The following is a 14,272-nucleotide window of genomic DNA, read 5'->3' on the forward strand; positions in this document are numbered from 1 at the left end:
GGCCCGCTCCCTTCCCCTCCCCCCACGGCGGGCCGCGCCGCCCGTGCGCTTGCGCGCACGTTTCCCGTACGCCGATCGACACCCGCTTGAGGACTTGAGGAGAGGCATGTTCGCGCGCAGCAACGACACCGGGTCGCGGCACGAGCCACCCGCCCCGGCCCACACACCACCGCCCGCCGCGGGGCGCCGACGGTGGCCGCACGTGGTCGCATGCGCCGTACTGCTGGCCGTGGCCGTCAGTGCGGGGGCCGTCGCGGTCGACGGGGCGCGGGAGGGCGGTGGCGTCCCGGCGGCCGGTGTGCCGCGGGGCCGGCCGGGGATGCCGGACGGCGCCGGTCCGGATGCGGGGGTACCGGCGTTGCAGGCCCGGCTCCGGGCGCAGCCGCGGGACTTCGGCGGCTGGGCGACCCTCGGGCTGGCCTACGTCGAACAGGCCCGCACCGACGGCGACCCCTCGCGCTACCCGCGGGCCGAGCGTGCGCTGGAACGCTCCCTCGAGCTGAAACCCGGCAACGACCAGGCCCTCGCCGGCCGCGCCGCCCTCGCCGCCGCCCGGCACGACTTCGCACCCGCCCTGGCGTACGCCGACCGCGCCCTGGCGGCGAACCCGTACAACGAGCGCGCCCTGTGCTCCCGTGTCGACGCCCTCGTCGAACTCGGCCGCTACGAGGACGCGGCACGGGCCGCCGACACCGCCGACAGCCGGCGTCCCGGCGTCCCGGTCTTCACGCGGTACGCGTACGTCCGGGAACTGCGCGGCGAGGTGGACACCGCGCGCCGGGTGCTCGAGCAGGCGCTCGCCGGCACGTCCGCCCCCGCCGACGTGGCGTACGTCGCCACCCAGCTGGGCCGGCTCGCCTGGAACCAGGGGGACTACCCCGCCGCCCTGCGCCACTACGCGCGGGCCCTCGCCGCCGACGACGCGTATCTGCCCGCCCTGGAGGGGCGCGGCCGCGCCAGGGCGGCGAGCGGCGACCGGGGCGGTGCGGTCAGGGACCTGGAGGAGGTCGTCGCCCGCGCCCCGCTGCCCGGCCCCCTCGTCGCGCTCGGGGAGCTGTACGAGGCGGAGGGAGAGGCCGCGAAGGCCCGCGAGCAGTACGTCCTCGTCGACGCGTGGACGGCGCTCGCCCGGGCCGGCGGCGTCAACGCCGACCTGGACACGGCCCTGGCCGCCGCCGACCACGGCGACAAGGAGGCGGCGCTGCGTGCGGCCCGCGCCGAGTGGGACCGCCGCCGTACGGTGCACACCGCGGCCGCCCTCGCCTGGGCGCTGCACGTGAACGGCCGCGACGAGCAGGCCCTGCCGTACGCCCGCCGGGCCACGGCCACGGGGTACCGCGACGCCGCGTTCCTCCACCACCTGGGCATGATCGAGCGGGCCGTAGGACGGGAGCCGGACGCGCGCCGCCACCTCGCGGCGGCGCTGGACCTCAACCCCGGCTTCTCCCCCGTCGGCGCCCGCGAGGCCCGTGCGGCGCTGAGGGATCTGGCGGCGTCCCGTTGAGCGCGCGCCGTCTCCTTGCGCGGTGCGCCGCCGTCCTCACCGCCGCCTGCGCCCTCGTCCTGCTGCCCACGGCCGGCGCGGGCGCGCATCCGCTCGGCAACTTCACCGTCAACCGCTACGACGGTCTGGTCGCCGCCCCCGGCGAACTGCGCGTCGACCACGTCGAGGACCTCGCCGAGATACCGGCGACCCAGGCCGGCCCCGACCTCGAACGGCTGGGCCCGGCGCGGTGGGCCCGGCAGCGCTGCGAGCAGGCCGCACGGGACAGCCGGCTCACCGTCGACGGCCGCGGGGTCGCCCTCACCGCGGGGCACAGCCACGCACGTGTGCGGCCCGGGCAGGCCGGACTCGACACCCTGCGCCTGGAGTGCCGGCTCACGGCGCCGCTGCCCGAGTCGGGCCCGGCGACGGTCGGTTTCCGGGCCGCCGGTGCCTCGTCGGGACCCGGCTGGCGGGAGATCACCGCGCGCGGCGACCGTACGACGCTCACCGCTTCGGACGTGCCGACGCAATCGGCCTCGCGCGAACTGACCCGCTACCCGCAGGAGTTGCTCTCCTCTCCGGCCGACACGGCGAGCGCGGCCCTGCGGGTGCGGCCCGGCGGTCCCGCCCTGGGGCAGGAGCGGCAGGAGGCTCCCGGCGCCTCCGTCCTGCCCCGCGGCGCTGACCGCTGGACCCGTGCCCTGGACTCCCTGGTGGCCCGGCACGACCTCACCCCCGGCTTCGCCGGTCTGGCCCTCCTCGTCGCGGTCGCCCTCGGCGCGATGCACGCGCTCGCGCCGGGCCACGGCAAGACGCTGATGGCCGCGACGGCGGCCGCCCGGGGCGGCAGGGCCGGGCTGAAGGACGTCCTGCCGCTGGCGGCCTCGGTCACGGTCACGCACACCCTGGGCGTGGTCGCCCTCGGCCTCCTGGTCACCGCGGGTTCGGCGGCCGCACCCTCGGTCGTCGCCTGGCTCGGCGTCGCCAGCGGCATCCTCGTGACGCTGGCCGGCGCGAGCCTCGTACGCCGCGCACTCCGCAACCGGGGCCGCGCGCACGCCCATCCCCATCCCCATCCCCATCATCACGACCACGACCACGACCACCATCACGACCACGGCCCGCACACCCACACCCACACCACCGCCCCCACCCTGCGCGGCACGATCCTCCTCGGCTTCGCCGGCGGGCTCGTTCCCAGTCCGTCCGCCGTGGTGGTGCTCGTCGGCGCGGCGGCCCTCGGGCAGGCGTGGTTCGGACTGCTCCTCGTGGTCGCGTACGGCGTCGGTCTCGCCCTCACCCTCACCGCCGCCGGTGTCGCGGTCGTCCGGCTCGGCGGTGGTGTGAGCCGTCTGCTCCGGCGGCGCCCCCGGTGGACGTCCGGCCCGCTGGCGGCTCTGGTGCGCCGGGCCACTCCGCTCGGTTCGGCGTTCGTGGTCGTGGTCCTCGGGGCCGGATTGGTGTTCAGGGGGGCCGCATCCGCACTCGGCTGAGCTACTTTTGGGAGGAATGCGGGAGCGATACGGGCCCGTTCCCGTGGAATGTCCGCGCGAGACGTCATAGGGGGCGCCGGTGTCCGGAGAACCCGACGGTGAGCGCGTGATCGCCGGCCGCTACCGTCTGCTGTCCCCGCTCGGTGAGGGCGGCATGGGCACCGTGTGGCGCGCCCGCGACGAGGTGCTGCACCGCGAGGTCGCCGTCAAGGAGGTGCGCGCCCCCGCCGGGTTGGCGGAGGCCGACGTCCGGCGGATGTACGCCCGCCTGGAGCGCGAGGCGTGGGCCGCCGCCCGGATCTCCCACCACAACGTGGTCACGGTGTACGACGTGGCCACCGACGGCGACCGGCCCTGGATCGTGATGGAGCTGGTCCGCGGGCTGTCCCTGGCCGATCTGCTGGACGCGGAGGGCCCGTTGGAGCCGAGGCGCGCCGCGCTGATCGGTGCCGAGGTGCTGGCGGCGCTGCGCGCGGCACACGAGGCCGGCGTGCTGCACCGGGACGTGAAGCCGGCCAACGTGCTGCTGGCCAACGACGGGCGGGTGGTGCTCACCGACTTCGGGATCGCCCGGGTCGAGGGCAGCGAGGCGCTGACCATGACCGGCGAGGTGATCGGCTCGCCCGAGTTCCTCGCCCCGGAGCGGGCGCTCGGCCGTACGCCCGGTCCCGAGTCGGACCTGTGGTCGCTGGGCGTGCTGCTGTACGCGGCGGTCGAGGGCGTCTCGCCGTTCCGCCAGGACACGCCGCTGAGCACCCTGCGGGCCATCGTCGACGAGGAGTTGCCGCCGCCGTACCGGGCCGGTGCGCTCGCGCCGGTCGTGGCGGGCCTGCTGCGCAAGGACCCGGCCGAGCGGACACCGGCGGAGCAGGCGGAACGGGATCTGCGGCTCGTGGGCGCCGGGGGCACCCCTTCCGCCGGAGACCCGGCCGCGCACGCGGCACCCTCCGGCGGGTACGGAGCGTACGGCGCGTACGACCCGACGGCCGCGGGCCACCCGGCGCCGGCCACCGCGCCGACGCCGCCGATGCCCGTACCGACGACCGCCGGCACGTCCGCGCCCCGCGCGCCCGAGGGCCGGGACCGGCGGGCGCGTGCCGTGCTGATCCTGGGTCTTGCCGTGCTCGTACTGGCGCTGGCCGGACTGACGTACGCGCTGCTGAACCGGTCCGACGGCGGTGGCGGGACGGCGGGTTCGGGCGCAAGCCGGGACCCGGGGGCCGGTTCCACGGCGCCGGGCGCGACCGGGAGCGGGGCTGAGCCGAGCCCCACGGCCCCGTCCGGGAGCCACGGCGGGCAGAGCAGCCCTGAGCCTCAGTCGGTGAGGGTGTCCGTGGTGGGCTCGCGCACCGACTACGCGGGCGCCTGTCCCCCGCCGCACGACCGGGCGCCCGCCTTCACGGCGACGTTCACGGTGGGGCGGCTGCCTGCGGAGGTCGGCTACCGCTGGGTGACGGCGGACGGATCGGTCTCCGACCCGGGCTGGCGGACGCTGTCCTTCCCGTCGGGCGGTGACCGCTCGCGCCAGGCCGGCGTGGTGGTGACGACGCACGACGACGGTGGCGCGTTCGAGAGCGCCGTCCGTGTGGAGGTGCGGGCTCCGGTGGAGGCCACGTCGAACGCGGTGGCGTTCTCGGTGACCTGCGAGACCGGGACGGAGACGGAGACCCCGACGGGCGGGGCCTCCGCCTCCTCTGCTCCTTCTTCCCCTTCTCCTTCCGCTTCGGGTCAGGCGGCGCCGTTGAGGACGGGCAGGTAGCCGCCGGACTGACCGGCCGCGGTGGGGTGGTACGACTCGCCGATGTTCAGCCAGTTGACGCTGTGCAGCCAGGCGCTGCCGGAGCACAGCTCGTGGCCCGTGAAGGTGGTGCGTACGTCGCCGAAGGTGAAGCCGTGGGCGGCGACGCGCTGGGCGATCACGGTGTTGAGGTGGTCGGAGGCGTTGTTGATCGCCTTCCGCTTGGTCTCGGAGAGGCCGAGGCAGGTGGCGCCGAGCTTGTAGAAGCGCGGGTAGCCGATGACGACGACGTGGGCGTTCGGGGCCTTGCTGCGGATCGCCGAGTAGACGCCGTCGAGGTTGCCGGGGAGCGTCGAATCGACGTACGCCTCCGCGGTGGCGATCCGCGAGAGGCAGGAGCTGTCGGACTGGAGCACACAGGTCGTCATGACGTCGGCGAAGCCCGCGTCGTTGCCCCCGATGCTGAGGGAGACGAGGCCGGTGGCGGAGCCGAGCGGGCCGAGCTGTCCGGCGAGAACATCACCCGTACGGGCGCCGGAGCAGGCGGTGAAGTCGAACGTGGAGGGTGAGTGGGCGGCCGCCCACAGGTACGGGTGGGACTTCGTGCTGCGCTTGCAGTCGCCGCTCGAGCTGATGTAGCTGCCCGCTCCGACCCCGGAGGAGTAGGAGTCGCCGAGGGCCACATAGCCGTCGGCTGCGGCGGGTTGGGCCGCCTGCGCGGTCGCGGCCCCGGTGAGGGCGGCGCCGGCGGCGAGGAGGACTGAACTCAGGAAGCCGACAAGTCGGAAACGTCTCATGGAACCTCCTTTAGCAGGATCTCTGCCACAACCGTGGTAGCAGCTACGCGCGTTGACTGGAAGTGTCCATGCCAAGGAATGGCTGACACTCGTTCAAATTCGGACGAAAGTCAGTGGGAACGTCAGTGCGCCCTTGACGCTCCGATGCGCGCTGCGTCACATTGAGGCCCGGTCAAACCCACAAAAAGGTGAGACCTGCTTTCAGGTCTTGCCATACGGGTTCAATCGTCAATACCGTCATACATCTCCCGCATTGGTACGTCGGCAAGCGGCTCAGGGGAGGGCTCGAGGCCGCGGCGCACCGGGGCGGGACGCGCGGTAGGGGGGTGCCGTGCTCGGTGACCGCATGCGGTGACCGGGCCGCGCCGCGCGGTCGGCTGCCGTTTTCTCCTTGGCGCCGACAGGCTTTGCCGACTCACCTGGCACGTACGGAGATTCGTCGCGTCATGCCGTGGGTGAGAACCCCCCTTTCGAACCGGATACAGAGCCGGACCGCCCCTGGGGCGGGCGGTCCGCCGGACGAGAGGGACCAGAGTCATGAGCTCAGTTCTGCAGCCGGCGTCGACGGGCAACGATCCGTCACCCGCCGGCAAGTACCGGCCCGTCTCCTCTCACCTGGCGATAGCACCGCCGGTGAGCGTGGTGATACCCGCCATGAACGAGGCGGAGAACCTTCCCTACGTCTTCAAGACGCTGCCCGACTGGGTCCACGAGGTCGTCCTCGTGGACGGCGACTCCACCGACGACACCGTCGAGGTCGCCCGGGCGCTGCGGCCGGACGTCAAGGTGGTCGAGCAGCGCGGCAAGGGCAAGGGGGACGCGCTGATCACCGGCTTCAAGGAGTGCACCGGGGACATCATCGTGATGGTCGACGCCGACGGCTCGGCGGACGGCCAGGAGATCGTGTCGTACGTATCCGCCCTCGTCTCGGGCGCGGACTTCGCCAAGGGCTCCCGCTTCGCCAACGGCGGCGGCACCGACGACATGACCTTCGTCCGCAAGCTCGGCAACCGCGCCCTGTGCGCGGTGGTCAACCGGAAGTTCGGCGCCCGCTACACCGACCTGTGCTACGGCTACAACGCGTTCTGGCGGCACTGCCTGGACAAGATCGACCTCGACTGCACCGGGTTCGAGGTGGAGACCCTGATGAACATCCGGGTCGTGAAGGCCGGTCTGAAGGTCCAGGAGATTCCCAGCCACGAGTACCTGCGCATCCACGGCGTCAGCAATCTGCGCGCCGTGCGGGACGGGTTGCGGGTGCTCAGAGTCATCCTCGACGAGCGCTCCAACCGGCGTGCCCTGCGCAGCCGTACGCACTCCCCGACGCTGGTCGCGGCCGGCTCGGCCCGGGGAGAGGCGTCTTGAGCGGTGCCGGCGCCGCACTCACGGTCTCCGTCGTGATCTGCGTCTACACCGAGGACCGCTGGGAGGACATCCTCGCGGCGGTCTCCTCGGTGCGGGCGCAGTCCCACCCGGCCCGGGAGACGCTGCTGGTCGTCGACCACAACGACGCGCTGGGGAAGCGGCTGCTGAAGGAGTACCAGGAGAGCCGGGACGGGTGCGACCTGCGGGGCGGGCAGTACGGGCGGGACGGGGAGTACGGGCGGGACGGGCAGGGCGTGCGGGGCGGGCAGGGCGTGCGGGTGCTCGCCAACGCGGGTCCCCGCGGCCTGTCCGCCGGCCGCAACACCGGCATCGCCGCCTCGCGCGGCGAGGTGATCGCCTTCCTCGACGACGACGCCGTGGCCGAGCGCGACTGGCTGCGGCACCTCGCCGAGGGGTACGCCGACCCGGCGGTCGTCGCCGTCGGCGGGCGCACGGTGCCCGTCTGGGCGTCGGGGCGCCGGCCCGACTGGTTCCCGGAGGAGTTCGACTGGGTGGTGGGCTGCACGTACCGCGGCCTGCCGCCCGGCCGGATCCGGGTGCGCAACGTGCTCGGCGGCAACGCCTCCTTCCGGCGCGAGGCGTTCGACGCGGCGGGCGGCTTCGCCACCGGCATCGGACGCGACGGCGACAAGCGACCACTGGGCTGCGAGGAGACCGAGCTGTGCATCCGGCTCTCCCGCGCCCGGCCCGACGCCGTCCTGCTGATCGACGACCGCGCGGTGATCCACCACCGGGTGCCCGCGGCGCGCGAGCACTTCGGCTACTTCCGCACCCGCGCCTACGCCGAGGGCCTGTCCAAGGCCCTGGTGGCACGCAGCGTCGGCGCCGGGAAGGGCCTCGAGTCCGAACGCCGGTACGCCACCCGCGTGCTGCCGTACGGCGTGGTGCGCGGACTGCGCGACGCCGTGCTGGCCCGGCCGGGGGGCGCGGGCCGGGCGGGTGCGATCGTCGCCGGGGTACTCACGGCGGCGGGCGGCTACGTCGTGGGGAGCGTACGGGCGCGGCGCGGCGGCCCCACGTTCTCGGTGGCACCCGTCTCGGTGGCTCCCGTCATGGCGCCCGTCGAGGAGGGCGCGCATGGCTGAGGAGGTCCACGAGGCCGACGCACGCGTGCCGATCCTCATGTACCACGCGGTCGCGGCCGACCCGAACGACGCGACCCGTGCCCTGTCGGTGACCCCGGAGGCGTTCGCCGAGCAGATGGCGGCGATCGCCGACCTGGGCCACACCCCGATCGGTACGGCGGACCTGGCCGCGGCCTGGCGCTCGGGCCGCCCGCTGCCCGGGCGGCCGGTCCTCGTCACCTTCGACGACGGCTACGCGGGCGTGCACCGCCACGCCCTGCCCGCCCTCGTCAAGCACGGCTTCCCGGCCACCCTCTTCGTCTCGACCGGCTGGCTGCGCGGCCCGTACGACACCGGGGGCGCCCTGGACACCATGCTCGACTGGGACCAGGTGCGCGAACTGGCCGCCGCGGGCGTGGAGATCGGCGGGCACAGCCACACCCATCCACAGCTCGACCGGCTCGACGAGGAGCGGCTGCGGTTCGAGCTGATCCACTGCAAGGAGATCGTCGCCGACCAACTGGGCTCCGTACCCGCCTCGTTCGCTTATCCCTACGGATACTCGGACCGCCGGGTGCGGCGGGCGGTGCGCGAGACGGGGTACGCGCAGGCGCTCGCCGTCGGCAACGGCCTGGCACGCCGCGCCCAGGGCCCGTACGCGCTGCGGCGGGTCACGGTGCGCCGGAGTACGGGGCTCGACCAGTTCGCCCGGCTGGTGGAAGGCCGTGCGATCGCCCGCGCCTTCGCCCGGGACCGGGCCCTCACCAAGGGGTACGCCGTACTCCGCAGGACGCGGCAGGCGCGTGGGCGGGTGCCTGGACGGGAACGGGGGCCGGGGACCGGTGCCTGAACCACCGGCCACCGGCCATCGGCCGCCGACCGCGACCACCGGCCACCGGCTTCGGGCCCGTCGGCCGTCCGTGCCCACCCGCCGCGTGTGCCCGGGAAAGCGGGTGCACCCGGCGGCCGGGTGCCGGATCATGGCGGCATGTCCGTGAACCCGCACGAAGCCCTGCCGATCCGGCTCAACGTCGACGACAGCGACTCCCCGTCCGATGTCGTGGACGCGCTGTTCCTCGGCCGCTTCGCCACGGGCGAGCAGCCGTACTCGCACGCGGCGAACATCGACCGGGTACGGTCCGGCGCCACGCTGCTGCCGCCCGGCGCGCGCGTGCTGCGGATCGCCCGCGACGACGACCGCAGCGCGACGCTGGCGGAGGGCGACGGCTGGACGCTGCTGATCTCGCGCTGGAACCGGGGCGCCGACGTCACGGTGACGGCGACCAGCGCCGACCTCGCCGAGAAGGTGCTCGGCGACGCGACGGACGGCGCGACGGACGAGCCCGAACCGCAGCCGGAGAACGTGACGATGGGCTTCTGGTACGTCTCCCCGCGGCGCGGCCCGCACCGCACCACCCGGCAGATCGCCGCGGGCACCTGGGACGAGGTCCGGACCAACTACACGGCGCCGGTCGCGGACGCGATGGACGGCCTGATGAAGACGACGCCCGAGAACATCGCGGGCCGGCTGCTGCTCCTGCACGGCCCGCCGGGCACCGGCAAGACCTCGGCGCTGCGCACCCTCGCCCGCTCCTGGCGGGACTGGTGCCAGGTGGACTGCGTCCTCGACCCGGAGCGGCTCTTCTCCGACGTCGGCTACCTGATGGACATCGCCATCGGCGAGGAGGACGCGGCGGGCAAGGGCCGCTGGCGGCTGCTGTTGCTGGAGGACTGCGACGAACTGATCCGCGGCGAGGCCAAGCACACGGCGGGGCAGGCCCTCTCCCGGCTGCTGAACCTCACGGACGGGCTCCTCGGCCAGGGCCGCAACGTCCTGGTGGGCGTCACGACCAACGAGGACCTGGAGCGCCTGCACCCCGCCGTCGTCCGCCCCGGCCGCTGCCTGGCCCGCATCGAGGTCGGCCCGCTCACCCGCCGCGAGGCGGTGGACTGGCTCGGCACCGAGGAAGGCGTGGGCCGCGAGGGCGCCACGCTGGCGGAGCTGTACGCGCTGCGCCGGGGCACCTCCCCGACCGCGCTGCCGGAGCCGCGGGCGGGCCGGGAGGCCGGGCTGTACCTGTAGCCCGGCACCCGCTCCCGGGTGTTTTGATGGGGGTATGACCCTGTTCGTCGGCACGTCGGGCTGGCAGTACCGGGACTGGCGGGAGGCCTTCTACCCGCCCGGTCTGCCCGTCCGCCTCTGGCTGGAGCGGTACGCGGACGCCTTCGCGACGGTCGAGATCAACAACGCCTTCTACCGGCTGCCGACGCGCGAGACGTTCGAGGCGTGGCGGGAGCGGGTGCCGCCGGACTTCGTGGTCGCGGTCAAGGCGAGCCGCTACCTCACCCACATCAGACGTCTGCGCGACCCGGCGGAGCCGGTGGACCGCCTGATGACCCACGCGGCCGGCCTGGGCGACCGGCTCGGTCCGGTCCTGCTGCAACTCCCGCCGACCCTGCGGGCCGACCCGGCCCTGCTGGACTCCTGCCTCGCCTGCTTCCCGCCCGGCACGCGGGTCGCGGTGGAACCCCGGCACGCGTCCTGGTGGACGCCCGAGGTCCGGGAGGTCCTGACGTCCCGGGGCGCGGCCCTGTGCTGGGCGGACGTCCGGGCCCGCCCGGTCACCCCGCTGTGGCGCACCGCGGACTGGGGCTACGTCCGCTTCCACGAGGGCCGCGCCACGGCATGGCCACGCTACGGCCGCCGTTCCCTGTCGACCTGGGCCGACCGCATCGCGACCACCTGGCCGAACACGAGCGACGTGTACGCCTACTTCAACAACGACCCGAACGCGGCAGCGGTGAGCGACGCACAGGTCTTCGCCGGACTGGCGCGGAGGTGTGGCCCAACGGTCACACGAACGCGCACCACAGGGGCGCGGGGCTGAGACATTGTGCGGCTCCGCCGCATGGGCGCGACCAGCCACAAGGCACCCGCAGCCGGGCGCCGCCCCAAACCCGAACGGCGCTCACTCCCCGTAAGCCGCCCGCAGGGCATCCCGCACGGCGTCCAGGGCGTCAGCCTCCGTCACCCCGAGCCGCCGCGCCCGCGAGGCGAACTCCTGCGCCCCGGACGCCACCTCCCGCTCCGCCGCGGAGCCCGCGGCAGCGACGAACGTTCCGTTGCGCCCCCGCGTCTCGATCACCCCGTCCCCCTCCAGCGCCCGGTACGCCTTGGCGACCGTGTTCGCGGCGAGGCCCAAGGACTCGGCCAGTCCGCGCACGGTCGGCAGCCGGTGGCCGACCGGCAGGACGCCCGACCGCGCCTGTTCGGAGATCTGCGCGCGCACCTGCTCGTAGGGCGGCGTGCCGTCATCGATATGGATCTTCAAGGTCACGCGGCGATTGTCCCGTATCCCGGGGAAAATGAGAGGCACCCGGCCACCCGTCCGCCGTAGCGTGCGCCCACATGACCGTTCTTGTACGCGATCTGCGTTCCGACGACCCGGCCGATGTCGCGGCCTTCGCCCAGGTCCGCCATCTCGCCGTGCCGTTCATCCTGTGGACGCCGGAGGCCGTCGTGCACCGGCTGGTCCACACGCCCCCGGACGCCCGGAGCCGGTCCCTGGTCGCGGAGGAGGACGGGGAGGTGATCGGCACGGCCCAGATCGGGCTGGTCCACGACAGTCCGGAGCCCGGTCAGGGCTTCCTGAACATCTACGTCCACCCGCAGAGGTTCCGGCGCGGAGCCGGCGGGCTGCTGGTGCGCACGTCCGAGGAGTACCTGGCCGGCGAGGGCGCGACGAAGCTGTACTCCTGGGTGCTGGACGGCCCGGCCAACCTGGCCTTCGCCGAGCGGCACGGCTACGAGCGGCGGCGCGCCGCCCACTTCCTGCGACTGGACCTGGCCAAGGCCGCGCTTCCGCCGCTGTGGACGCCGCCTCCCGGGGTCGAGCTGCGCACCGCCGCCGACTTCGCGGACGACCCGCGCCCCATGTTCGAACTGGACGCGGAGACGGTGGCGGACGAACCGAGCGACGTCGACGTGGAGTTCACGGACTACGAGGCCTGGCTCGCGGAGACCTGGCGGCACCCGCTGCTGAACCGTGAGCTGACCACGGTCGCGGTCGTCGACGGCCGCCCGGCCGCCTTCAGCGTCGCCTACACCGACGGCACCCGTTACTCGACCGCGATGACGGGGACGATCCGCGCCCAGCGCGGCCGGGGCCTGGCCAAGCTCGCCAAGACCGACTCGCTGCACCGGGCCCGCGCGGCCGGGTACACGGAGGCGTTCACGGGCAACGACACCGACAACGGTCCGATGCTCGCCATCAACAAGTGGCTCGGCTACGAGGTCTGCGCGACGGAGGTGCGCCATGTCCGTGAACTCGGCTGAGACACCGGCCGTGGTGGAGGTCGTCCTGGTCAAGGCGGGCCGTACGAAGATCCGGTACGCGAGCGAGCTGCTGCACGACGACGGCACCCGCCTCGCCGTACGCGCCCCCTGGGCCGGTGACGGCGTCCGCGACTTCGGCTTCGTGCGCTTCGAGGCCGGCGACGTCTTCACCGAGTACTACTGGCGCGACCGGTGGTATTCCGTGAAGGAGGTCCGGACTCAGGCCGGTGTGCTGAAGGGCTGGTACTGCGACATCACCCGCCCCGCCGTCCTGACCGGCACCCGGCTGGTCGTCGAGGACCTCGACCTGGACCTGTGGCGCTCCGCCGACGGCACGGACGTACGGCGGCTGGACGAGGACGAGTTCGCCGAGAGCGGGCTTGCGGAGCGGGACCCGCGGGCCGCTGCCGCCGCCGTGGCCGCACTGGACGAGCTGGAGCGGCTGGCCCGCGGGGACGGCTTCACCGACCTGCTGGAATAGTGCGCCGCCCGGCTCACCCGTATGTCGCCACCACCGCGTACCGCTCGTCGGTCACCTCCCTCCCCCACAGCGCCGGGTCGCCGGACAGCCGTTCCACGCGCACCTGCCCGGCGTGCGGGGTGAGGAGGGCGGTGAGCCGGTCGGCGGGTATGCCGACCGGGGTGACGGTGCCCCACACTCCCTCGACCAGGACCAGCCGGCCCCGGGGGCGCAGCAACTCCCGCCAGTGCCGCAGGGCCCGGCCGGGGTCGGGCAGCGTCCACAGGACGTGGCGGACCAGCACGGTGTCGAAGCGCTGCTCGCCGACGGGCGGTGCCGCGGCGTCACCGGTGAGGAACACCGCGTCACGACCGGCGAGTTTGGTCCTGGCCAGCTCCACCATGGCCGGGGAAAGGTCGACTCCGGTGACGTGGTGTCCCCGCTCGGCCACGAGGAGCGACAGGCTGCCGGTGCCGCAGCCCAGGTCGAGGACGTCGCCGGGGCGGGCGGGCAGCCAGGAGGCCAACCGGGCGGCCCAGGCCCGGCGTACGCCGGCATCGCGCAGGCCGTGGTCCGGTGCGTCGTCGAAGGCGGCGGCCTCCGCGTCCCAGTCGACACGCGGTGCGGTCGTCCGATCACTGTCTTCGCTCATGCGCCAAGAGTGACACCAGCCACTGACAACGGAGTCGTGGCGCCGGAACGTGACAACCGCCACTGACAGGAATGCATCGATGGGCAACTCTCGGGGAAAGGGTCTACCTCCGTGAGAACGCGGAACCCGGTGGATCCGTAAGGAGGCAGCCATGCGCCGTCTGACCGTGCAGAAGCCCCTGAAGAAGACCGACGCCCGCCGAGTCCGCGAGGAGGCCGACGAGCGCCCCTCGGGACGCCCGGAGGTCCGCAAGGACATCGCGCGCACGTGGTGGCCGGAGAGCTGACCGGGCCGGTCACGTCATGAGACGCGTCAGAGCAGCCGCTTACGGTAGTGGACGCGGTCGTAGGACCCGTCCACTCGGCGTTCCACCGGCTCGTACCCGTACTTCGGGTAGATCTCCTGGTTCTCCCACATCTTCGCGTTGGTATAAAGCCTGATCTCGGGCAGACCCAGCGCACGCGCGTGTGCCTCCACGAACCGCAGCAGCCGCCGTCCCACCCCTCTGCCGTGCGCGTCGGGGTGGACGGCGACGCTGTCGAGGAAGAGGTGGTCCGTGAACTCCTCCAGGACCACGAGGCCGACCGTGCCCATTCCGGGTTCGCCCGTGACGAACACCTTTCCCGCGGCCACGTTCGCCGCGTGGTCCGCCTCCATGGGCTGCGGCACCACCCCGATGCGCTCGACGTAGGGGCGGTAGGCGGCGTCGGTGACGGCCTCGACGGCCGGTACGTCGGCGGTGACCGCCTGCCGGATCCGCTCTTCGTGCTCGTGTGTCATGCCGCGAACGGTAGCTACCTCAGCACAGCCTGAGCACTCCCTTAACGCGACCATAAGGATCTCCATCACCCGCCTCCAGC

General features: G+C 73.7%; 15 protein-coding genes. 11 read left to right on the top strand and 4 right to left on the bottom strand.

The annotated features are described in order from the left end of the window. The first annotated feature begins 106 nt into the window (after nt 1–106). The 3 genes from ACGH7X_RS08605 (at nt 107) to ACGH7X_RS08615 (ending at nt 4,738) form a co-directional block, all read left to right on the top strand. Complete coding sequence (locus ACGH7X_RS08605) at nt 107–1,504, top strand: tetratricopeptide repeat protein (RefSeq protein WP_399883231.1); 1,398 nt, start codon at nt 107–109, stop codon at nt 1,502–1,504. Continuing rightward, on the top strand, nt 1,501–2,979 hold the full coding sequence (locus ACGH7X_RS08610; RefSeq protein WP_399883233.1) for a nickel transporter: 1,479 nt from the start codon (nt 1,501–1,503) through the stop codon (nt 2,977–2,979). Before ACGH7X_RS08605 ends, ACGH7X_RS08610 begins: the two co-directional genes overlap by 4 nt. Nucleotides 2,980–3,058: 79 nt before the next feature. Further along, nucleotides 3,059–4,738 (top strand): serine/threonine-protein kinase, encoded by a 1,680-nt coding sequence (locus ACGH7X_RS08615; RefSeq protein ID WP_399883235.1) that lies wholly within the window; start codon nt 3,059–3,061, stop codon nt 4,736–4,738. Here the strand turns inward: ACGH7X_RS08615 and ACGH7X_RS08620 are convergent. Beyond that, the gene (locus ACGH7X_RS08620; protein WP_399883237.1) at nt 4,708–5,514 is read right to left on the bottom strand and encodes an SGNH/GDSL hydrolase family protein; all 807 of its coding nucleotides are present in this window, start codon (nt 5,512–5,514) and stop codon (nt 4,708–4,710) included. The two genes, ACGH7X_RS08615 and ACGH7X_RS08620, sit on opposite strands and share 31 nt — an antisense overlap. A gap of 537 nt (nt 5,515–6,051) precedes the next feature. Here ACGH7X_RS08620 and ACGH7X_RS08625 point away from each other — a divergent pair. The 5 genes from ACGH7X_RS08625 to ACGH7X_RS08645 all read left to right on the top strand — a co-directional run bounded on the left by ACGH7X_RS08625 (nt 6,052) and on the right by ACGH7X_RS08645 (nt 10,852). Next, nucleotides 6,052–6,879: a glycosyltransferase family 2 protein gene (locus ACGH7X_RS08625; protein WP_399883239.1), complete on the top strand. Its 828-nt coding sequence runs from the start codon at nt 6,052–6,054 to the stop codon at nt 6,877–6,879. Beyond that, nucleotides 6,876–7,985, top strand: a complete 1,110-nt coding sequence (locus tag ACGH7X_RS08630) for a glycosyltransferase family 2 protein (RefSeq protein WP_399883241.1) — start codon at nt 6,876–6,878, stop codon at nt 7,983–7,985. The genes ACGH7X_RS08625 and ACGH7X_RS08630 overlap by 4 nt, the downstream gene beginning before the upstream one ends. Next, nucleotides 7,978–8,814 carry a polysaccharide deacetylase family protein gene (locus ACGH7X_RS08635; protein ID WP_399883243.1) on the top strand — a complete coding sequence of 279 codons (837 nt, stop codon included), beginning with the start codon at nt 7,978–7,980 and terminating at the stop codon, nt 8,812–8,814. Before ACGH7X_RS08630 ends, ACGH7X_RS08635 begins: the two co-directional genes overlap by 8 nt. A gap of 138 nt (nt 8,815–8,952) precedes the next feature. Further along, entirely contained in the window at nt 8,953–10,047 is a 1,095-nt protein-coding gene (locus tag ACGH7X_RS08640; RefSeq protein ID WP_399883245.1) for a DUF5925 domain-containing protein, read from the top strand. 34 nt (nt 10,048–10,081) lie between these two features. Then, on the top strand, nt 10,082–10,852 hold the full coding sequence (locus ACGH7X_RS08645; protein ID WP_399883247.1) for a DUF72 domain-containing protein: 771 nt from the start codon (nt 10,082–10,084) through the stop codon (nt 10,850–10,852). An 81-nt stretch (nt 10,853–10,933) separates the two neighbouring features. On the opposite strand, the gene ACGH7X_RS08650 is transcribed toward ACGH7X_RS08645, so the two are convergent. Next, nucleotides 10,934–11,302, bottom strand: a complete 369-nt coding sequence (locus ACGH7X_RS08650; protein WP_399883249.1) for a GntR family transcriptional regulator — start codon at nt 11,300–11,302, stop codon at nt 10,934–10,936. Between the two features lie 71 nt (nt 11,303–11,373). On the opposite strand from ACGH7X_RS08650, the gene ACGH7X_RS08655 reads away from it, so the two are divergent. Together ACGH7X_RS08655 and ACGH7X_RS08660 are read left to right on the top strand one after the other, a co-directional pair. Next, entirely contained in the window at nt 11,374–12,300 is a 927-nt protein-coding gene (locus ACGH7X_RS08655; protein ID WP_399883251.1) for a GNAT family N-acetyltransferase, read from the top strand. Continuing rightward, on the top strand, nt 12,281–12,781 hold the full coding sequence (locus ACGH7X_RS08660; protein ID WP_399883253.1) for a DUF402 domain-containing protein: 501 nt from the start codon (nt 12,281–12,283) through the stop codon (nt 12,779–12,781). The genes ACGH7X_RS08655 and ACGH7X_RS08660 overlap by 20 nt, the downstream gene beginning before the upstream one ends. Before the next feature lie 13 nt (nt 12,782–12,794). On the opposite strand, the gene ACGH7X_RS08665 is transcribed toward ACGH7X_RS08660, so the two are convergent. Further along, complete coding sequence (locus ACGH7X_RS08665) at nt 12,795–13,412, bottom strand: class I SAM-dependent methyltransferase (RefSeq protein ID WP_399883255.1); 618 nt, start codon at nt 13,410–13,412, stop codon at nt 12,795–12,797. A gap of 151 nt (nt 13,413–13,563) precedes the next feature. On the opposite strand from ACGH7X_RS08665, the gene ACGH7X_RS08670 reads away from it, so the two are divergent. Then, entirely contained in the window at nt 13,564–13,698 is a 135-nt protein-coding gene (locus ACGH7X_RS08670) for a hypothetical protein (protein WP_061445559.1), read from the top strand. A gap of 26 nt (nt 13,699–13,724) precedes the next feature. Here the strand turns inward: ACGH7X_RS08670 and ACGH7X_RS08675 are convergent, their stop codons facing one another. Then, a complete protein-coding gene (locus ACGH7X_RS08675; RefSeq protein WP_399883257.1) occupies nt 13,725–14,192 on the bottom strand; it encodes a GNAT family N-acetyltransferase in 468 nt (155 codons plus the stop codon). Nucleotides 14,193–14,272: the final 80 nt, after the last annotated feature.

The organism is Streptomyces sp. BBFR51 (assembly GCF_044591655.1).
GTDB lineage: Bacteria > Actinomycetota > Actinomycetes > Streptomycetales > Streptomycetaceae > Streptomyces.